We start from the raw sequence: 18,840 nt of genomic DNA, 5'->3' as shown, positions 1-18,840 counted from the left end.
CTGAGCGAACTGCTGGTGATCAATCCGAGCCCGCGGCATGGGCTCGATCGTGTCGGTCATCGCTGGTCCTTCCCCCGGGACACGCCCGGAGCTACAGACCAGTTACACCGAAGATCGGACACTCCCGACCCGTGCGTGTCAGGTCACTGATGGGCTGACGCCACCTCGGCGAGGTCGTCGAGGACGCGGAGGGTCTCGTCCTCGGGAAGGGTGTCGAGCTCGAGGGTGACCTCGTCGACTCCGGCGTCGGCGTACCCGCGTAGCAAGTCGGGATCGGTCCCGGCGGCGAACACGGTGAAGGGCACCTCGTGGCGGCCCTGCTCACCCAGCCAGTTCCGAACCTCCACGATGCGCTCAGGTGGGGTGTGGGCGCGGGGCAGCCACGCGTCGCCGAGGTTGGCGAGGCGTCGAAGTGCGGCCGGGCTCTCCCCGCCGAGGTAGATCGGTGGGTGGGGCTGCTGGACGGGTTTCGGCCAGGAGTAGATCGGGTCGAAGTCGACGTGCGCGCCGTGGAACTCGGCCTGTTCGGTGGTCCAGATCTCCTTGAGCGCCTGGAGCTGCTCGTCCATCAGTGCGCCGCGCGTGGAGGGGTCCGTGCCGTGGTTGCGCATCTCCTCGCGGTTCCACCCGACTCCTACCCCGAAGGCCGTCCTGCCCTGGGACACGAGGTCGAGGCTGGCGACCTGTTTGGCGGTGTGGATGACGTCGCGCTGGGGGAGCAGTGCGATTCCGGTTCCGAGGACCAGGCGCGAGGTCACGGCCGCGGCAGCGGTCAAGGCGACGAAGGGGTCCAGGGTGCGGTAGTACTTCCGGGGAAGCTCGCCGCCCCCGGGGTAGGGCGACTCGCGACTGGCCGGGATGTGCGAGTGCTCGGCGATGAACAGCGAGCTGAACCCGCGCTCCTCGAGGGCGCGCCCCAGTGCGTCGGGTCTGATGCTCTCGTCGGTGATGAAGGTGGCGATCCCGAACTTCATCCCTCCGTCCTACTCCTGCGCTCCGAATGTGGGGGATGCGGGCACTGTCACCGGCCGCTCGCCCGGTCCCGCACGAGTCGATCCGTTGTCGCCGCACATGGGTCTCCGCAGGCGTCGCTCGACCCGTCTCGGGTAGGTGGGGTCGCAGCGGGGACGACGAGTTCGAGGCCCGGTTGAGCGTGGTCGCCGACGGCGCGGCCCGGCCCGACGTGCAGGGCGTGCCCTGGTACGAGGAGTTCCCGCGTGAGAGCTCTGAGCTGGCCGAACGCGACGCGGCCTGCTCCGGTGCGCTGCGGCGCCCCGCCTACGTCTGAAGGAGGCTCACCCCTCCGGTTCGGAAAACGCACCCCGAAGCCGGACGCGGTCGATGACGACGAAGAGCCCCCCGAGCACGAGCCAACCGACCACCACGACGGGAAGCGCGGTCACCGGCGGCCAGATGGTCTGGACGAGCACGGCGACGGCGATCAGCGCGCCGACGAGCGGCATCAGCAGGCGACGGACCGGCCCGTGATCGCGCCAGTGGTGCCTGGCCGCCGCCAGGTTGGTGAGCGTGTACATGACGAGCAGGTTGAGCACACCGATGGTGGCCAGGGCGAAGAACATCCCATTCGGGGTCGTGCCGGCCAGCCGGAACCCGGAGATGAGGATCAGGCCCACACCCATCTCCAGGCCGAGCGCAGCGCTGGGTGCCCCGGAGCGTGGGGACACCCGGGCGAGGACGTGGGGGAGCAGCCCGTCGCGGCCGAAGGCGAACAGGGTGCGCACGGCGACGAGCACACAGCCGAGCCCGGCTCCGACGGCGCTGACCACCGCGACGGCGTGGAGCGCCACGGCAAGACCTGGACCTGCGTACGTGGCGGCGAGCTCACCGAGCGGCGCGGACGAACCCGCGAAGCGGGCGACCCCGGCCGGATCGGTACCGAAGCCCCAGCTCTGCACGGCGACGCAGGCGACATAGAAGATCGCGCCCGCGGTGACGGTGGCGAGCATCGCCCGGGGGACGACCCGACGTGGGGCGCGGGCCTCCTCACCGAGCGAGCCGGCCGACTCGAACCCGGCGAAGGCGAGGAACGCGGCCGTCGCGGCCAGGACGAGCGCGGAGACCGGCACACCGTCGGGGAGGGTGAACACGGCGACGTCGACGCGCTGGGCGGCCGGGGCCGAGCCGGTGGTGATCGCGTGCACGATCACCGCCATCAGCGCGAGGATCAGCAGGACCGCGGCGACCTCGAAGGCGAGGAGCGCCCGGCTGGTCGGTCGGATACCGCCGGCGGCGAGCAGCCCGACGACGAGCCAGCCGGCGAGCGCGAGCAGGTACCAGTCGGGCGGGTCGACGCCGAGGGTGCGCAGCAGACCGTGGGCGAAGAGGGTGATCCCCGCGACGGAGACCCAGGGGAACACCAGGTAGGTGCCCAGCAGGACCCAGCCGGTGAAGGCACCGGACCGTGGGCCGACGCTGTGCCCCACGAAGGCGTACACGGACCCCGCGTGGGCGAACTCTCCGGACAGGCTGATGAACCCTGCACTCACCGCGAGGACGAGGGCCGCGGCGGCGACGAAGGCGAGCGGGGCCGCACGGCCGACGAGACGGGCAGGTTCCGGGCCGACGACCGACATCGCCAAGGTCGGCGCCATGACCCCGATCGACACCGCCGCGGTGCCCCAGAAGCCGAGCACGCGCCGTAGAGAGCCCTGATCGGCGGCGGACGATGCGGCCATCGTCGGTCCTCCCGGTCCCGCCCGCCGGCCTCCGGGAGGACCGGCTCGTGCGGGTCGTCTCGTCGTGCAGGGCGCGGTCCCGACCCGGAGCGCCATGATGGAACCGTCTCACCGCGGACCGGCCCGGCGATGCCGGCGTCGTCGTGCGCACTGTCGAGCCGACCCAGCTCGTCGACCGTGGTCGCCACCATCCCCGGTGACGAGGACCCCGGCGTCGAACAGCTCGTTCATGCCGGCAACCCTCGGTAGCAGCGAGGCGGTGTTACACCGGCGCCGCCGCGGCCCGGGCCGGAGCGCCGAGCCTCGCGGAGAGATGATCGGCGACCCGCAGTGCGTTCGCGATGATCGTCAGGGTCGGATTCACCGCCGAGCTGGAGACGAAGAAGCTGGAGTCGGCCAGGTACAGGTTGTCCAGGTCGTGCATCCGACAGTCCACGTCGAGCGCGGACGTGCGCGGGTCGGTCCCGAAGCGGGCGGTGCCGTTCTGGTGAGCCACCCCGGCGATCCCGAGGCGACCGCCGCGATAGCCGTAGTTCTCCAGCACCTGGTCCCGGCACCGCATGGCGTCGAGCAGCTCCACGAAGCGGCGGCGCAACCGCGTGTGGGCGGAAAGGTTCGTGGGCCGGTAGCGCAGCGAGACGCCCCCGTCGTGATCGAGACCGACCTGATTGTCGGCGCGAGGCAGGTCCTCCGTGGTGAGCCAGAAGTCGAGCGCGTGGCGGGAGAGCTCGGCGGGGTCGTCGGCTTCCGGGGCGTCGAAGCCGATCAGGACCGCGTCGGACTTGCCCAGCATCTGCATCGCCCCGAGCGGATAGGGCCAGTCGTCGTCGGCGCGAGGGTCGCCGAAGTAGAAGTCGTTCACCCCGATCGTCTTCTGGAACCGCGTGGGATTGGGGATCTTGGAGAAGGCGATGAGCGACGAGTTGTTGTGCATCATCAGGTTGCGCCCCACGACGCCGCTCGAGTTGCCCAGCCCCTGCGGGTGTCGGGGCGAGGCGGAGCGCAGGAGCAGCGCGGCGGAGTTGATGGCGCCGGCGGCGAGGACCATGACGTCGGCGGAGTACTCCTCGCGCCGCCCGCCCCGGGTCAGGATCACGCGTTCGACGCTCCGGCCGGAGGGACCGGTTTCCAGGCGGTCGACGCGGGCGCCGGTCAGGAGCGTGACGTTGTCGAAGGCCAATGCGGGGTCCACGCAGACGACCTGGGCGTCGGCCTTGCCGTTGGTCAGGCAGGGGTACCCGTCGCAGGTCGCGCAGCGTACGCAGGCCGACGTCTGAGGGCGGGCCTCGTCGATCAGGATCCCGTTGGGCAGGGGGAACGGGTGCATGCCCGCCTTGTGCAGATCCGCATGCAGTTGGGCGATCCTCGGCTCGTCGGTGACGGGTGGGTGCGGGTAGGGCGCGGCGGAGGGTGGGTCGTCCGGATCCACCCCGCGGGCGCCGTGCACCTGGTAGAGGTGTTCGGCGCGGGTGTAGTAGGGCTCGAAGTCCCGGTAGTCGAGCGGCCAGGCCGGGCTGACGCCGTCGACATGCGCGACGGCACCGAAGTCGCGCTCGCGCATGCGGAAGAGGACGGCGCCGTAGAACTTCGTGTTCCCGCCGACATAGTAGTGCTGTTTCGGCGTGAAGCGGTTGCCGGTGTCGGCGTCGGTCCATAGGCCGGCGTTGTCGTAGCGCCCGTCGAGCCAGATCGAGCGCGGGTCCCAGTTCTCGATCTCGCGGGGCAGGTAGCCGCCGCGTTCGACGAGCAGGATCCGCAGGCCGGTGGGGGCGAGGGCATGCGTGAGCGTGCCACCTCCGGCCCCGGAGCCGATCACGATGATGTCGAAGTGGTCCATTGCTGCTCCTAGGTGAGGGCGAGTGGGGCGACCCACGCTCCGGTCGCGCCGCGCGGCTTGGCGTGCGCGACGACGAGCAGGAACTCGTGCACCCGGTCGCGGGCGTCGAGCCGCAGGTTCTCGGCGACGACCACGCCGTGACGGGTGTTGAGGATCTGCGGCACCGTGAACGGTTCGTCGGGGTCTTCCGGCGGATACGGGCCGAAGCTCCAGGTGCCGCATCCGGTGAGCGCGATGCGGTGGTCGGCGATCCAGTCGCGCCGCCTCGACCACCGCGCGGGGGCCGATCTCGTTCAGGGCTCCGGCCTGGTCCCCGGCGCCGTAGCGCGACGGCCACCACTGGTCGGCCGAGGACGCGGCGCTCGTCCGGGGGCGGGTGTCGGCGGCGCTCATTCCGAGGACCAGGTGGTCTCGAACGACGGGTACAGGGTCAGACCGCCGTCGACGAAGAGGGTCTGGCCGGTGATGTAGCCGGCCTCCGAGGAGCAGAGGAACGCGGTGGCCGCGGCCATCTCCTCGGCCGTGCCGGCCCGACGCATCGGGATGTGCGTCTCGACGGCCGCCCGCCGGACCGGGTCGTCGATCCACGACTGGTTGATGGGAGTGACCGTCGCCCCGGGCCCGATCCCGTTGACCCGGATCCCGCGCGCGGCGTACTCGAGGGCGAGGGTGTGGGTGAGGTTCTGCATACCGCCCTTCGACACCGAGTAGCCCACGAAGCGTGGCTTCGGGATCACCTGGTGCACGCTGGAGACGTTGACGACACAGCCGGGCGCGGAGGCGGCCAACCAGCCGCGGACGGCCTGCTGCGCGCACAGGAACGCCCCACGCAGGTTTACCGCGAGGACCCGGTCGAAGTCGGCGACGTCGTGCACGTCCGTGTCGGCGGCGACCTGGATACCGGCGTTGTTGACCAGGATGTCGATTCCGCCGTAGTCGTCGCGGACCTGGGTGAACATCTGCTCCACCTGCGAGGCGTCGGAGACGTCCGCCGCCACCAGGATCGGGTGCGTCCCGCTCGTCGAGAGCTGCTTCATGCACTGCTGCACGCCGTGCTCGATGGTCTCCTTGGTCGCCTCGGCGCCCTCCGGCGGCCCGACGTAGTTGATGGCGACGTCGGCACCTTCCTCACCGAGCCGCACGGCGATCGCCTGACCGATTCCCGAGCTACCACCCGTGACCAGCGCCCTCTTGCCCGTCAAGCCCTTCATGGTGTCCTCCTCCGTGTGTGGGACCCACCGAACCGACTCGGTGGTGGCCCCGACCGTTACGCCCGCCCCGCCTCCGCGGGGTCCGGCTCCTCCGGCGAGGTGGCCGCACCACCAGCGGTGCGGCGAAGACGGCGATTCACCTCGCCTCCTGCCGGGCCGACCGCGGTCGCGCCGACCAGCAGACCGTGCCCGGCGTCCACCACGAGCTTGACCAGCCCGGCGTTGCCCGGCCCGTGGACGAAGCCGCGGGCCGACGCGGCGGCGGGTGCGCAGCCCACGAGCACCCGGAGACGCGCTGCCCGCGCGGCGGCCCCGGTCAGCCCCACGGACCCGACTTCCGGGTCGACGAAGGTCACCCGGGACAGGGGTGCGTCTGCGGCCTCGAGGGTGCACGCCCGAGAACGTCCGCGACGGCGATGCGTGCCTGGTGCGCGGCGAGATGGGTGAAGGCGCCCCCTCCGGTGACGTCACCCACCGCCCACAGCCCCGGTGCGGCGCGCATGCGCGAGTCGACGGGTACCGCCGGGCCTTCGAGTCCGTAGTGCTCGAGCCCGAGCCCGCGCGCGTCCGGTCGGCGGGCGGACCGGGCGCGCTCCGGTCGCCACGACCACACCGACCCGCGCGTGCACGATCTCGTCGCCGACCCGCACGCACGCACGATCTTCGACCCTCGCCGAGCCGCGCAGGAACCTCCCACCGGCCTTCTCGAACGGCCACGGCGACGGCGTCGTCCCAGTCGTCCGTGGCCTGCTCACGGAACCGGCGGGCGACCGGCGCGAGGTCGGCCCGCACGTGCGCGTCTCCCGCGAACATCGGGACCCGCCGGGCCTCGGCCAGCGCGTCGGCTGCGCGGACCAGCATCTTGCTCGGGATGCAGCCCGAGTACGGGCACTCCCCACCCACCAGCTCGCGCTCCACCCCGACGACGTCGAGTCCGCCGGCCAGCAGGCCGGACGCGACCTCACCGCCCCCGGGACCGAGCCCGATCACGATCACATCTGTGTCGTTGTGCGTCATGGCGGTGCAGAGCGCATGCTTCCTGCGACTGTTACGTCCGAAGTCGTGCGGGAGTCTGTAGCGTCGCGATGACAACCTTCGACGGTGGTGAGTGCCCGCGGACGGCCGAGCAGGTCGCCGCGCTGCTCGGCCGCGCCTCGGAGCCCGAGGTCGTGGACCATCTGCGGTGCTGCCCGACCTGCGCCCGTACCGTAGAACTCCTGCGGGCCGAGCCCGGCGTCGGCCCTGACCTGGAACTGAGGCTGCTGCGGGTGTTCCGGGACCGTCTCGAGTAACGGGCAGGGGGTCAGCCGGGTCTGAGGGGCGAGACCGGACCCGAGGAGGACACCGATGACCACCCCGATCGCGGACTACGCCCTGTTGTCCGACCGGCACACCGCTGCGCTGGTCGGCCGGACCGGCTCGGTCGACTGGCTCTGTGCCCCCCGGTTCGACTCACCGTCGGTGCTCGGGCGGATGCTCGACCCACGGGCCGGGCACTTCGTCGTCTGCGCCACCGACCCGGACGCCGAGGTCGGCCGCCGTTACCTGGACGGCACGATGGTGCTGGAGACGACCTGGACCGGCCCGGCCGGCACCGTCGTCGTGCTCGACGCGCTCGCCACCGGTGCCGCCGAGGATCCCCACGCCCTCTGCGCGGCCGCGCCGCGACTGCTGGTCCGCTCGGTGGAGTGCACCGCCGGCACCGTCGAGGTCCGGATCGAACTCGTGCCCCGCCCCGAGTACGGCCTGGTGACGCCGCTGGTCTCGCTGGTCGAGGGGGGCGTGCAGGTTCGCGGTGGCGCGGACGTGCTGGTGCTCTCCGCCCCGGTGCCTCTGCAGGTCGCCGACGCGGCTGCAATCGGCACGGTGGTGTTGCGGGCGGGGGAGCGGGTGACGCTGGGGCTCCAGCACCGCACGACGTCCGAGGCCTTCCCGGCGCCTGTGCCCGAGGCCGGACTCGACGAGGCGCTGCAGACCACGATCGAGGCCTGGCGCAGCTGGTCCCGCATCCACCAGGGGTACCAGGGACCTTGGCGCGACCTCGTGCACCACAGCGGCCGCGTCCTGCAGGCACTGTCCTACCAACCGACAGGTGCGGTGGTCGCGGCGCCGACCACCTCGCTGCCCGAGCAGGCCGGCGGCGAGCGCAACTGGGACTACCGCTACGCCTGGGTGCGCGACGCCAGCCTCACGCTCGAGGCCCTCTGGGTCGCCGCCTGCCCGGACGAGGCCCACCAGTTCTTCGACTACCTGGCGGCCAGCTCGGCGGCACAGGTCCTCGGCGGTGACGACCTCCAGATCATGTTCGGTGTCGGCGGCGAACACGACCTGAGCGAGCGGGACCTGGGCCATCTGGCGGGCTGGCGGGACAGCCGGCCGGTCCGCGTCGGCAACGGCGCCTGGAGCCAGCGCCAGATCGACGTCTACGGGGAGTTGCTCGGCGCCGCGCATCGACTGGTCGCCCAGCTCAACCCCGAGCACCCGGGCGCGACGGCGTGGCGAGAGTTCCTCGTCGGCTGCGCCGACGCCGCGGCCCGGCGCTGGCAGGAGACCGACCAGGGGATCTGGGAGGTGCGCGGGCAACCGCGGCACTTCCTCTACTCCAAGCTCATGTGCTGGGTCGCGTTGGACCGCGCGATCGCGATGGCCGCCACGCTGCGCGCCGAGGACCGGGTCGACGACTGGCGCGCGACCGCCGAGGAGATCCGCGAGGCGATCCTCACGCAGGGCTGGAGCGACACCGCCAAGTCGTTCACCCAGTCGTTCGGCTCGCCCGACCTCGACGCGTCGAACCTGATGATCGGGCTGGTCGGCTTCCTTCCGGCGGACGACCCGCGGGTGCTGGCCACGATCGACGCGGTCGCCGAGCGACTCACCGACGCCCGCGGGCTGGTCTACCGGTACCGGACGGAAGCCGGCGCGAACTCGGACGGGCTGGCGGGCGAGGAGGGCACCTTCCTCCTGTGCACCTTCTGGCTCGCCCAGGCCCTCGCCGTGTCCGGCCAGATCGAACGGGCCCGGCAGGTGTTCGACCGGGCGGGCCGTTACGTCAACGACGTCGGCCTGCTCGCCGAGGAGGTCGACCCCGGGTCCGGGGATCTGCTCGGCAACTTCCCCCAGGCCTTCAGCCACATCGGGCTGATCAACGCTGCCTGGGCCATCGCTCGGGCCGAACAGACCGGTTGAGGGGGCCAACCGCATCCTGGCCGCGCGCACCGACCTGCGGCAGGCTGGCCCGGTGACGGTGCTCACCGAGGGGCCGGTCCTGCTGGCCACCAAGCTGCACCCCCCGGCGGGGCGCGGCCTCGTCCGGCGCCCCCGCCTGGTGTCGCGGCTGCGGCCGACCGAGCACCGACTGACCGTGGTCGACGCTCCCGCGGGCTGGGGCAAGACCTCGCTGCTCGTCGACTGGATGGACACCTGCGCCGAGAGCGTCCGGGTGGCCTGGCTCGCACTGGACCCGGGTGACAACGACCCGGTCCTCTTCTGGAGTTATGTGATCACCGCGCTCCGGGACCGTGTCCCCGAGGTGAGCGAGCAGGCCATGGCTGCGCTGCGCGCCGGCCCCCGCGCCCTGCGCGACGCGGCGCTCCCGTCGCTGCTCAACGACCTTCTGGGGGCGGACACCGCCGTCGTGCTCGTCCTCGACGACTTCCACACGATCACCGATCGCATGGTCCACGAGACCGTGGCCCTGCTGATCGAGCGCCTGCCGCGGACCGCACACGTACTCGTGTCCACCCGCGGCGACCCCCCACTGCCCCTGGCCCGCCTCCGAGCCGCGGGGGAGCTGTCCGAACTGCGGGCCGACGATCTGGCGTTCACCGAGGCGGAGGTCGCCACGCTCCTCGAGGACGTCCACGGCCTGGCGCTCGGCTCGTCGGACGTGCACCGGCTGGTCCGGCGGACCGAAGGCTGGCCGGCCGGGCTCTCGCTGGCCGCGATCTCCCTGGCCGGCCTTCCCCGAGACGCCGCCGGAGCGTTCATCGACCAGCTCATCGGATCGGACCGCTACATCCTGGACTACCTGTGCAGCGAGGTGCTGACCCGGCTACCGGACGCGCTCCGCGACTTCGTGCTCCGCACCTCCGTCCTGCGTCGCCTGTGCCCACCGCTGTGCGAGGAGCTCACCGGCCGGGCTGATGCAGCCGCGATGCTCGACCAGGCCGAACGCGCCGGCATCTTCGTCGCCCGGCTCGGCGGAAGCGGTCCGTGGTACCGCTATCACCGCCTGTTCCGTGAACTGCTCGAGCACGAGCTCAGCCTGGTCGAACCGGCCGTGCTCCCCGAGCTGCACCGCAGGGCGGCTGCCTGGTTCGCCGGAGCCGGCTCGGTCAGCGAGGCGATCGAGCACCTCGCGTCCGCCCGAGAACCGGGCCGGGCAGCCGACCTGGTCGCGGAGAACTGGAACGTCGAGTTCAACGCCGGCCGGCTCGCCACGGTCGACGCCTGGCTCGACGTCCTTCCCCCGGCCGCGGTCCGGCTCGACCCGCGGCTGTGCGCCGCTCGCGCCTGGCTCCTGCTCGACCGAGGCCAGCTCGACGAGGTCGATCCCTGGCTGGCTGCCGGGGAGGCGGCCGCTGCGATCGCCGAGGACGGAGCGCCTCGGCTGGACACCCGACGTGACCTGGCCGTCCTTCGTGCCGTCCATCGTTTCAAGATCGGTGACGTCGGCGGAGCGGCGAGCACGGCCCGCCGGGTGCAGGAACTGGATTCCGGCAGACCGAGCTTCGCCGGCACGGTGGCCCACCTGCTGCTCGGATTGACGGCCTACTGGCAGGGGCGCTTCGTGGCGGCGCGACGGCCGCTCGTCGAGGCGGTGCGCCTCGCTCGGCACACCACGAACCCGCTCGCCGAGACGTATGCGCTCGGCTACCTCGCGCTGACGGCCGTCGAGACCGGTCGGCTGGCGGAGGCCGCCCGGATCCTGCCGGTCGGTGAGGCGAGGGTCGACGACCCGGCCGTCGGCGAGCACTTCGTCGCCTGCCTCCCGCATCTCGCGCGCGCGACGCTCCTCGGAGCCACGGGCCAGCCCCGGGCCGCTGCCACGTCGGCGGCTCGTGCCGTCCAACTGGCCCGCCGCGGAGCCGGACGGCTGGAGATCGCGCTCGCCCTCGCCGTGCAGGCCAGGCTGGCCGGTCCGGACAGCGAAGCGACGGCGCTGCTCGACGACGCCGCCGCGCTGTTGCGGGGCTGCCCCGATCCCGCGCGGCTCCCGAGCACGCTCGCCCGGGCGCGACGCGCCCGGCCCGGCCGGAACCCCGGCCGCGGCGAGGGCGAGGAGCCAGGTCTGTCCGAGCGCGAGCGGCAACTTCTCCCCCTCCTGGCCGGCACGCTCTCCCAGCGAGAGATCGGTGCCGTGTTGCACCTGTCGCTCAACACCGTGAAGACCCACACCCGCCTGCTCTTCCGGAAGCTCGGAGTGTCCTCTCGGGGCGACGCCGTTACCCGAGCGCGCGAACTCGGGCTGCTCTAACCCAGGTGTCCGGCCAACAGACCTCGCAACCGGACGCGCCCGCGGTGCAGCAGAACCCGCTGGTTCCCCGGTGAGATCCCGAGCGCCTCGCACACCTCACCGGGCTCCCAGCCCTCGACGTCGCGCAGGGCCACGACGATCTGCTGGCGCTCGGGCAGCGACTGCAGCGCGCGTCCGATCGCCCCCGCCACCTCCGCGGCGAGGACGCGGCACTCCGGCTCGCCGTCGGCGCCGTCGGTGGCGAACTCGTCCCACCACTCGGCCTCCGCAGCCACGCTCGACCACGGCACGGTCCGGCGCTCCCGGCCCCCTCTCGTGCGGGCGATGTTGACCAGGATCCGCATCAGCCACGTCTTGAAGCTGGAGCGGCCCTCGAACCGGCCGACATGGCGCAGCACGGCGATCCAGGTGTCCTGGACCACGTCCTCGGCAGCCGCGCGGTCGCGCACGTACGCGGCAGCCACTCGCAGCATGAGCGGCGTGTACCGGCGGACGAGGACGAGGTAGGCGTCCTCGTCGCGGTCGGCCAGCCCCTCGACGAGGCACGCATCCGGCAGTTCGGCGGCACGTGGCAGATCCAGCGGGACCGTGACCGACATCGATGACCTCCGGCGCAGCTCGAGGCCCCGAGCCTGCAGGAGGGAACGGCCCGAGTCAGCGTCGGGAGACGCTCTCACCCGGGTGAAGCGGGAAGGTGACGATCCGACGCCGGCACGTCGCCGCCGACCGTCCGAGGCCTGCTTGCCTCCTCCCTCGCGAGCACCGAACGCGCATTACGGACCGCGGACATCGTCCGCACGGGCACGGGTCCGCTCCCTAGCGTGGGCTCCGTGACCCGGACCGAACCGCACCGCGGCGATGTCGCCGCGGTGTCGGCGGTGGTGGTGCTGGTGCTGGCGGCAGCCGTGGTCGGGCGAAGGCTGGTCGCGGGAGGCGACGACATCTTCCTGGGCTGGCCGCCGCTGTTGGCGGAGTGGCTTCCGCACGTCGGACCCGGGACCCCGGCCGCCGTGGTGGTGGCCGTCGCCGTGGCGGCGTGGGGACCGGGCCTCGCCGGGCGACTCGCGTGGCGTCCGTTGCTGTGGGGCGCGTGGGCGGCCTCGGCGGTGTGGACGTCGAGTCTCGCTCTGGTCGACGGCTGGGAACGCGGCGTGGTCGAGCGGCTCTCGAGCAGCCAGGAGTACCTGCACGACGTGCCGCGGGTGACGTCGGTGGGGGCGATGCTGCGTGAGTTCGCCGACCACATCCTCACCACGCAGGTCGACCCGGCGCAGACGTGGTTCTGGACGACGCATGTAGGCGGCCACCCGCCCGGAGCGTTCCTGCTGTTCGTGTGGCTGGACCGGCTCGGGCTCGGGGGCGGGGGAGCGGCCGGGGTCGTGGTGATCCTGGCCGGCTCGTCCGCGTGCGCCGCGGTGGCCGTCACGCTGCGCGCCCTGCGGCAGGAGGACCTGGCGCGGCGGGTGCTGCCGTTCTCGGTGCTGTTCCCGGGTGCGGTGTGGGTGGGGGTGTCGGCCGACGGCCTGTTCGCGGCCTGGCTCGCCTGGGGTGTCGCGCTGGTCGCGGTGGCGACCTCGCTGCGCGGTGTCCGGGCCGACCTGGCCGCGCTGGCGGCGGGGATCCTGCTCGGGTACGCGCTGTACCTGTCCTACGGACTGGTGCTGGGGGCCTTGTTCCCGATCACGGTCCTGGCGGCGACGCGCCGGTGGCGCCCGATCGCAGGCGTGCTCGTGGGGGTGCTGATCGTGGCCGCAGCCTTCACCGCGGCCGGGTTCTGGTGGGTCGGGGGCTACGAGAAGGTGCGGGTGATCTACGCCGCGAGCATCGCCGCGAGCCGTCCCTACGCCTATTTCGTGTGGGCGAACCTCGCGGCGGTCGCGTTCGCGCTCGGTCCGGCCGTGGCGGCGGCACTGCGACGGATCCCCGCGCTGCCCCGGCCGGCGGCGCTCCTGGTCCTCGCGGCGCTGACGGCGATCGCGCTGGCCGACCTGTCCGGGATGTCGAAGGCCGAGGTGGAGCGGATCTGGTTGCCCTTCGCGGTGTGGGCGGTGGTGGCGTGCGGGGCCCTCCCGCATCCGCGGCGTTGGCTGCCGGCCCAGGCCGCCCTGGCGCTGGCCGTCAACCACCTGCTACTGACCGTCTGGTGACCCGCACGACCCAGAGGAGTGCGGACGCGCCGGCCATCGCCAGGACGAGCCACAGCCAGCGGGCGAGGTAGGGGGTCTGGTCGAGGCCGGTCGCACCGAGGTGGACCGGCCCGCCCTGCCGGATGATCCCGGGCAGGTGGACGAGCAGGGTCAGGCCGGCGCCGAGCAGGGGCACCCGGACGTGGTTCACGAGCGGCACCGGACCCGTGGGCAGGCGTACGAGCGCCCGGTCGACCGCGGCGTAGAGCGGGAACAGCACGAGATCGTGCAGGAGCAGCGCACCGGCGAACCAGGCGAGCATCCACGGGATCGACGGGTGCAGCGTGGGGTCCCGCACCACGATCGTGGCCGCGGAGGCGCCGAGGGTCAGGCAGGCGAGCACCCCCACGGCGCGCAGCCCGGTCATGCCCGGAACTCCATCGCGCGGACCCACTTCGTGCAGTGCACGCCCGGCAACGCCGGAACGACCACCCGGGCCGGGAAGCCGTGGTCGGGGGTGAGATCCGCACCGTTGACGCGCAGCGCCAGCAAGGCCTCCGGATCGAGCACCTGCGCCCTGGTCAGGCTCGCGCGGGCGAACGGGCCCTCCTCCACGGACGTCACCAGCGCGCTCTCCGGCGCGGGCACCCCGGCGAGCGCGGCGAGATCGCGCAGCCGTACCCCGACCCAGGTCTGCCGGGTCGACCAGCCCTCCACGCAGGCGATCGGCAGCGCCGCGGTGTGCTGGGGCAGAGCCGCCAGCTGCTCGCGGGTGAGCTGCAGGGACCCGAGGTCCAGCTGCCAACCGGATCCCACCGCGGCCGGGTCGATCCGGGACGCGGCAAAGGTGCGGTTCACGGGGAAGTCGCCCGGCAGGGTACGTCCGCGGGGCAGCAGCAGGGCCGTCGCGCGCAGCGGCCCGTCGAGTGTCTGCCCCACGGTCAGGCCCGCGAGCAGCAGGGATCCGCCGCCGACGAGGGCCAGCGCGCCGCGCCGGCTCATCGTCGGCCGGTCCGGCTCGGGGGCGACGAGGTCGGCGGGAGGCTCGGGTCGGGTCTGCGCGAGCGGCGTGCGCAGCTCGCCCCGGAAGGATCGAGATCGCAGCCCGCGCACCATCGCCGGGAACCTGAGCACGACGTGCAGGACGAGGCCTGCGGTGAACACCCAGGCCCCGGTGTAGTGGGCGGCGTAGAAGCTGAACCCGAACACGTAGTCGTACTGGACGTTCAGCAGTCCCGTGACGATCTCGAACAGGATCCCGCCGACCAGGAGCACCAGCGTGGCGCGCTCGGCGGCCTTCACCGGGTTGCGGGGGAGCGCGGTGAACAACTTCGGGATCACCGACCAGAGCTTCGCCAGTACCACCGGGACCAGCACGATCCCGAGCCCGACGTGCAGCCCCTGGGTCAGCCGGAACAACCAGGAGGGGCGGGTCGGCCAGTCGAAGAGCGGGAGGTGCAGGACCCCGACGTCGGCCGGGATCGCCTGCCCGGGACCGTAGGCCACCCAGTCGAGCAGCCCGGTCAGGATCACCACGGGCAAGCTGCACAGCAGGACGAGGCCGAGCACCGAGGTCAGCCACGGACCCCGGATCGGGCTCCGCCATCGGATCCGCATGACCCGTGACGGTACGGCCGGGACACGGCCTCCCACCGGACCTCGCGGGATCGGTAATCAGCCCGTGAGATCCCCTTACCGGCTGGTGACGGATCGGTCCGGAAGGCGGCCGGCCGGGCTACCGTGTCCGGCGTGTGCGCGCACGTCCTGGTGGTGGACGACGACGAGACCGTCCGCGACGTCGTCGGGCGTTACCTCGGCGCGGCCGGGCACCGCGTGGCGCTCGCCGCCGACGGCCCGGGCGCGCTGCGGGCGGCCCGGGCCGCTCCGCCCGACGTCGTGGTGTTGGACCTGATGCTTCCCGGGCTCGGCGGCCTGGAGGTGTGCCGGGCGCTGCGCGCGGAGGGTGATCTCCCGCCGATCGTCATGCTGACCGCGCTCGGGGAGGAGGACGACCGGCTGCTCGGCCTGGAGCTGGGGGCAGACGACTACGTCACCAAGCCGTTCAGTCCCCGCGAGCTGGTGCTGCGCGTCGGGTCGATCCTGCGCCGGACCGCCAGGGGAGCGGCCGGCGGGAGCCCGGTGCTGGTCGACGGTGGGCTGCGTGTGGACCCGGCGGCGCGCAGCGCCGTGCTCGACGGCCGCGTGCTGGCCCTGACCACCCGGGAGTTCGACCTGCTCGCGTTCCTGCTGGCCCACCCCGGGCAGGCCTTCACGCGCGAGGAGCTGCTCGCCCGGGTGTGGGGGTGGGAGTTCGGCGACCGCTCCACCGTCACCGTCCACGTGCGCCGGCTGCGGGAGAAGGTCGAGGCCGACCCGACGGCGCCCCGCCGGATCGCGACGATCTGGGGCACCGGCTACCGCTACGACCCCGAGGGCTGACCGTGCTCCCCGAACTCGCCCGGGCGGCGCCCCTGGCGCTGGTGTTCGCGCTGCCCGTCGCGGTCGTCGGCGGGTTGCTGCTGCACCGGCTGCGGCGGCGCTCGATCACCGCGGCGATGACGGCGCTCGCGCTGGTCCCGCTGGCGGCGGCGCTCGGCGGCGTGGTCGGGGTGAGCGGCCTGATGTACACCCCGCAGCTGGTCGGGACGGTCGCGGTGTGCGTGGTGGTCGGGCTGGTCACGGTGCCCGCGGCGTGGTGGCTCGGCAACCGGTTCGCCCGCGACGCGCTGTGGCAGCGGGAGGCGAGCGCGGCGGAGCTGGAGACGGTGCGGCGGGCCGAGACCGCGCGCCGCGAGCTGGTGGCATGGATGAGCCACGACCTGCGCTCCCCGCTCGCCGGGATCCGCGGCATGACCGACGCCCTGGCCGACGGTGTGGTGCGCGAACCCACCGAGGTCGCCGACTACCTCGCCCGGATCCGCCGCGAGTCGGATCGCATGGCCGGCATGGTCGAGGACCTGTTCCAGCTGTCACGGGCCACGTCCGCGGGCCTGACGCTGCGGGTGGTCCCCGTGGCGCTGGGGGAGCTGGTCTCCGACGCCGTCGCCGCCGAGGCACCCGCGGCCGAGGCAGCCGGGGTGCGGATCGTCGCCGAGGACCCGGAGGGGTGGCCGGTGGTGCCCGGCAGCGACGCCGAGCTGATCCGCGCGATCCGGAACCTGTTGACCAACGCCATCCGGCACACGCCCGCGGGCGGCCGGGTCGTGCTTTCCGGTGGGATGCGCGACGGCCGCGCCCGACTGGGAGTCCTGGACGGCTGCGGCGGCATACCTCCGCTGGACCTGGACCGGGTGTTCGACGTCGGGTTCCGCGGCAGCACGTCCCGGACCCCGCTGGAGGGGACGGGAGCCGGGCTGGGGCTGGCGATCGCGCGGGCCTTCGCCGAGGCGCACGGCGGGGGCCTCCAGGTGCGCAACCACGGCCCCGGTTGTCTGTTCGAGCTGACGCTTCCCGGGCCCCGGCCCGAGCCGGCCCCGCGCGCGGCCGCGCAGGCCTGACCCGGCTCAGCCGGCCATCGGGGTCAGCTCCACGAAGACCCGCCCGGAGGCGGTACGGGCGCAGGCCGTCGCGCTGAAACCGGCGGCCCGGGCCAGCGCGCACAACGCCACGGCGCCGACGGACGCCCACGGCACACCCCCGCCCGCTCCGCGGCGCCCTGACCCGCCCGTCCGCACGGTGCCGGTCCACAGCTCGAACGGATCGGGCCCCGCCTCGACCAGCACGGTCCCGCCCGGGGCGAGGAGGGTGGCGGCGCGGCCCAGGAGCCGGGCAGGGTCGCCGCCGATGCCGATGTTGCCGTCGGCGAGGAGCACGTGCACCCAGGCTCCTTCGCCCGGGAGCTGCCCGAACAGGTCCCGGTGGACCATCGCCGCGCCCCGCCGGCGGCACAACATCCGTGCGACGACCGAGCTGTCCACGCCGAGCGCACGGACGCCACGAACGGTGAGCGCCGTGACGAGCCGTCCGGGTCCGCAGCCCAGGTCGAGGGTCGGTCCGGTGCACCGGTCGAGCAGCCACGCGTCGTCGGTGTCGGCGGCCGCCCGCCAGCGGGCGGGGTCCAGGGGCAGCGCCCGCCCGTCGTCGCGCACGAGCCGGCTCGTCCGGCCGGCGAGCAGGGCGTCGAACGCGTCCGCACGAAGCGCGCCCGTCACCGGGCTACGCCCGGAGCTGCCGGACGGAAGGCCGCCACCCGCTCGACGGCGCGGGCGAACCGTGAGCCCGGGACCTCGGCGGCGACGGCACGCGCGTCGGTCGCCGTGTCCACGTCGGTCAGCTCGGGCAGCAGGGCGACCCGCAGGCCCGCGGCACGAAGGGCGTGGAGCGTGCGCTCACCCGTGTCGTCGCGGGACATCGGGACGTCGGCGATCGGGGCGGCCGCGCGGGGATCGTGCAGCCCGAGCGCCCACCAGCCCCCGTCGCGCGCAGGTCCGAGGACGGCGTCGGCGCCGCGCAGCCGGTCCAGACACTCGCCGAGCAGCAGGGCGTCGATCTGTGGCGTGTCCATTCCGACTTGCAGCGTCGGTGCGCCGGGACGGCGTGCCGCTGCGTCCGTGTGCGCGGCCACGATCCGTTCGCCCAGGCCGTCGCCGCGCTGCCGCGTCCGGCCGGCCCGGGCGAGCGCCCGGCCGAGTTCGACCCGCCGGGCCGCCCGGGACAGCCGGCCCGTCAGAGCGACGAGGGTGCGTCCGCCGGGTACGGCGGCGGTGGCGTCGAGCGTGTCGAGCAGGGCGGCCGCGGCGACGTCGGCGGCGTCCTCGACGGTCGCGGGTGGGCACAGGCGCGTCTTCACGCGACCGGGCTCCGGCGCCTTGGCCAGCACGATCAGCGTCGTCACCGGGGCCGTCACCGGAGGAGCCCCGCCATGTTCCGCACCGCTCGCGCGGTGCCGGTGACCGAGCCGGAGACCTTCGAGCGTCCGCCGACGCGGCGGGTGTACCGCACCGGCGTCTCCTCGATCCGCCAGCCGGCCGCGCCCGCCCGCAGCAGCAGCTCCAGTGGGTAGCCGAAGGCCCGGTCGACGATCCCGAGCCCGAGCAGCGCCGTACGCCCGGCGACCCGGATCGGCGCGATGTCGTGGACGTCGACCCCGCGGCGGCGCAGCTCGACCGCGATCAGCGCGTTGCCCGCGCGGGCGTGCCAGGGCCAGCTGCCCGGCTCCGGCACCCGGCGGCCGACGGCGAGATCTGCCCGGCCCGATGCGACGGCCGCGGCCATCGTCGGCAGGACGGCGGTGTCGAGCGAGCCGTCGCCGTCGAGGACTGCAACCAGCTCGGCGCGGGCGTGCTCCAACCCGGTGTGCACGGCGGCGCCGTAGCCCCGGCGGCCCTCGACGACGACCCGGGCGCCGTGGGCCCGCGCCACCCGGGCTGTGCCGTCCGAGGAGCCGTTGTCGACGACGAGGACGGGCCACCCCTCCGGCAGCGCGGCGAGCACTCCGGGCAGCGCCGTCGCCTCGTCGAGGCACGGCAGGACGATTTCGACAGGGTGCACAGTC

At 73.5% G+C, this 18,840-nt stretch carries 18 protein-coding genes and 2 pseudogenes; 7 read left to right on the top strand and 13 right to left on the bottom strand.

Annotated features, from left to right (window positions below; translation table 11 throughout):
• Positions 1-143 precede the first annotated feature (143 nt).
• Positions 144-974, bottom strand: coding sequence for an LLM class F420-dependent oxidoreductase (locus tag LWC35_RS31205; RefSeq protein ID WP_232873876.1), 831 nt, complete (start codon positions 972-974; stop codon positions 144-146).
• 173 nt (positions 975-1,147) lie between these two features.
• Here LWC35_RS31205 and LWC35_RS31200 point away from each other — a divergent pair, with 173 nt between their 5' ends.
• On the top strand, positions 1,148-1,288 hold the full coding sequence (locus tag LWC35_RS31200; RefSeq protein WP_232873875.1) for a hypothetical protein: 141 nt from the start codon (positions 1,148-1,150) through the stop codon (positions 1,286-1,288).
• A 7-nt stretch (positions 1,289-1,295) separates the two neighbouring features.
• On the opposite strand, the gene LWC35_RS31195 is transcribed toward LWC35_RS31200, so the two are convergent.
• From LWC35_RS31195 to LWC35_RS41085, 6 genes and pseudogenes are all read right to left on the bottom strand, one after another.
• Positions 1,296-2,696 carry an APC family permease gene (locus tag LWC35_RS31195; RefSeq protein ID WP_232873874.1) on the bottom strand — a complete coding sequence of 467 codons (1,401 nt, stop codon included), beginning with the start codon at positions 2,694-2,696 and terminating at the stop codon, positions 1,296-1,298.
• A 262-nt stretch (positions 2,697-2,958) separates the two neighbouring features.
• Positions 2,959-4,533 (bottom strand): GMC oxidoreductase, encoded by a 1,575-nt coding sequence (locus LWC35_RS31190; RefSeq protein ID WP_232873873.1) that lies wholly within the window; start codon positions 4,531-4,533, stop codon positions 2,959-2,961.
• 8 nt (positions 4,534-4,541) lie between these two features.
• Positions 4,542-4,697 carry a hypothetical protein gene (locus tag LWC35_RS31185; RefSeq protein ID WP_232873872.1) on the bottom strand — a complete coding sequence of 52 codons (156 nt, stop codon included), beginning with the start codon at positions 4,695-4,697 and terminating at the stop codon, positions 4,542-4,544.
• A 225-nt stretch (positions 4,698-4,922) separates the two neighbouring features.
• Positions 4,923-5,723: pseudogene (locus LWC35_RS31180) on the bottom strand (glucose 1-dehydrogenase); the annotation flags it as partial.
• Between the two features lie 77 nt (positions 5,724-5,800).
• A complete protein-coding gene (locus LWC35_RS31175) occupies positions 5,801-6,100 on the bottom strand; it encodes an oxidoreductase dimerization domain-containing protein (RefSeq protein WP_232873870.1) in 300 nt (99 codons plus the stop codon).
• 451 nt (positions 6,101-6,551) lie between these two features.
• Positions 6,552-6,761: pseudogene (locus LWC35_RS41085) on the bottom strand (FAD-dependent oxidoreductase); the annotation flags it as partial.
• Between the two features lie 68 nt (positions 6,762-6,829).
• On the opposite strand from LWC35_RS41085, the gene LWC35_RS31170 reads away from it, so the two are divergent.
• Genes LWC35_RS31170 through LWC35_RS40575 form a run of 3 tightly spaced genes read left to right on the top strand, consistent with a single transcriptional unit; the run spans position 6,830 to position 11,220 of the window.
• Positions 6,830-7,036, top strand: a complete 207-nt coding sequence (locus LWC35_RS31170) for a hypothetical protein (RefSeq protein WP_232873869.1) — start codon at positions 6,830-6,832, stop codon at positions 7,034-7,036.
• Between the two features lie 55 nt (positions 7,037-7,091).
• Positions 7,092-8,930, top strand: coding sequence for a glycoside hydrolase family 15 protein (locus tag LWC35_RS31165; RefSeq protein WP_232873868.1), 1,839 nt, complete (start codon positions 7,092-7,094; stop codon positions 8,928-8,930).
• Between the two features lie 52 nt (positions 8,931-8,982).
• Positions 8,983-11,220, top strand: coding sequence for a winged helix-turn-helix domain-containing protein (locus LWC35_RS40575; RefSeq protein ID WP_232873867.1), 2,238 nt, complete (start codon positions 8,983-8,985; stop codon positions 11,218-11,220).
• Here LWC35_RS40575 and LWC35_RS31155 read toward each other — a convergent pair.
• Positions 11,217-11,819: an RNA polymerase sigma factor gene (locus tag LWC35_RS31155; protein WP_232873866.1), complete on the bottom strand. Its 603-nt coding sequence runs from the start codon at positions 11,817-11,819 to the stop codon at positions 11,217-11,219. The genes LWC35_RS40575 and LWC35_RS31155 overlap by 4 nt on opposite strands.
• A gap of 231 nt (positions 11,820-12,050) precedes the next feature.
• Here LWC35_RS31155 and LWC35_RS31150 point away from each other — a divergent pair, with 231 nt between their 5' ends.
• A complete protein-coding gene (locus tag LWC35_RS31150) occupies positions 12,051-13,367 on the top strand; it encodes a hypothetical protein (protein ID WP_232873865.1) in 1,317 nt (438 codons plus the stop codon).
• On the opposite strand, the gene LWC35_RS31145 is transcribed toward LWC35_RS31150, so the two are convergent.
• Together LWC35_RS31145 and LWC35_RS31140 are read right to left on the bottom strand one after the other, a co-directional pair.
• The gene (locus tag LWC35_RS31145) at positions 13,339-13,773 is read right to left on the bottom strand and encodes a hypothetical protein (protein ID WP_232873864.1); all 435 of its coding nucleotides are present in this window, start codon (positions 13,771-13,773) and stop codon (positions 13,339-13,341) included. The genes LWC35_RS31150 and LWC35_RS31145 overlap by 29 nt on opposite strands.
• Positions 13,770-14,963, bottom strand: a complete 1,194-nt coding sequence (locus LWC35_RS31140; protein ID WP_232873863.1) for a molybdopterin-dependent oxidoreductase — start codon at positions 14,961-14,963, stop codon at positions 13,770-13,772. The genes LWC35_RS31145 and LWC35_RS31140 overlap by 4 nt, the downstream gene beginning before the upstream one ends.
• Positions 14,964-15,086: 123 nt before the next feature.
• Between LWC35_RS31140 and LWC35_RS31135 the strand changes: the two genes are divergently transcribed.
• Positions 15,087-15,785, top strand: coding sequence for a response regulator transcription factor (locus tag LWC35_RS31135; RefSeq protein ID WP_372463134.1), 699 nt, complete (start codon positions 15,087-15,089; stop codon positions 15,783-15,785).
• Between the two features lie 2 nt (positions 15,786-15,787).
• Positions 15,788-16,843: a sensor histidine kinase gene (locus LWC35_RS31130; protein ID WP_232873861.1), complete on the top strand. Its 1,056-nt coding sequence runs from the start codon at positions 15,788-15,790 to the stop codon at positions 16,841-16,843.
• A gap of 6 nt (positions 16,844-16,849) precedes the next feature.
• Here LWC35_RS31130 and LWC35_RS31125 read toward each other — a convergent pair whose 3' ends face one another.
• From LWC35_RS31125 to LWC35_RS31115, 3 genes are read right to left on the bottom strand one after another with little or no spacing between them, the layout of a single operon-like run.
• Positions 16,850-17,497 carry a class I SAM-dependent methyltransferase gene (locus LWC35_RS31125; protein WP_232873860.1) on the bottom strand — a complete coding sequence of 216 codons (648 nt, stop codon included), beginning with the start codon at positions 17,495-17,497 and terminating at the stop codon, positions 16,850-16,852.
• Positions 17,494-18,192, bottom strand: a complete 699-nt coding sequence (locus LWC35_RS31120) for a TIGR04282 family arsenosugar biosynthesis glycosyltransferase (RefSeq protein WP_232873859.1) — start codon at positions 18,190-18,192, stop codon at positions 17,494-17,496. Before LWC35_RS31120 ends, LWC35_RS31125 begins: the two co-directional genes overlap by 4 nt.
• Positions 18,189-18,836: a glycosyltransferase family 2 protein gene (locus tag LWC35_RS31115; protein WP_232873858.1), complete on the bottom strand. Its 648-nt coding sequence runs from the start codon at positions 18,834-18,836 to the stop codon at positions 18,189-18,191. Before LWC35_RS31115 ends, LWC35_RS31120 begins: the two co-directional genes overlap by 4 nt.
• Positions 18,837-18,840 lie beyond the last annotated feature (4 nt).

Source organism: Pseudonocardia kujensis, assembly GCF_021283305.1.
Classification (GTDB): Bacteria; Actinomycetota; Actinomycetes; order Mycobacteriales; family Pseudonocardiaceae; genus Pseudonocardia; species Pseudonocardia kujensis.
This window is presented reverse-complemented; position numbering and strand designations above follow the sequence as displayed.

What these genes read in the sequence shown, in the direction of transcription:
- LWC35_RS31165 (WP_232873868.1), top strand. Translation starts at nt 7,092, where the DNA reads ATGACCACCCCGATCGCGGACTACGCCCTGTTGTCCGACCGGCACACC.
- LWC35_RS31205 (WP_232873876.1), bottom strand. Translation starts at nt 974, where the DNA reads ATGAAGTTCGGGATCGCCACCTTCATCACCGACGAGAGCATCAGACCC.
- LWC35_RS31155 (WP_232873866.1), bottom strand. Translation starts at nt 11,819, where the DNA reads ATGTCGGTCACGGTCCCGCTGGATCTGCCACGTGCCGCCGAACTGCCG.
- LWC35_RS31190 (WP_232873873.1), bottom strand. Translation starts at nt 4,533, where the DNA reads ATGGACCACTTCGACATCATCGTGATCGGCTCCGGGGCCGGAGGTGGC.
- LWC35_RS31140 (WP_232873863.1), bottom strand. Translation starts at nt 14,963, where the DNA reads ATGCGGATCCGATGGCGGAGCCCGATCCGGGGTCCGTGGCTGACCTCG.
- LWC35_RS31145 (WP_232873864.1), bottom strand. Translation starts at nt 13,773, where the DNA reads ATGACCGGGCTGCGCGCCGTGGGGGTGCTCGCCTGCCTGACCCTCGGC.
- LWC35_RS31170 (WP_232873869.1), top strand. Translation starts at nt 6,830, where the DNA reads ATGACAACCTTCGACGGTGGTGAGTGCCCGCGGACGGCCGAGCAGGTC.
- LWC35_RS31195 (WP_232873874.1), bottom strand. Translation starts at nt 2,696, where the DNA reads ATGGCCGCATCGTCCGCCGCCGATCAGGGCTCTCTACGGCGCGTGCTC.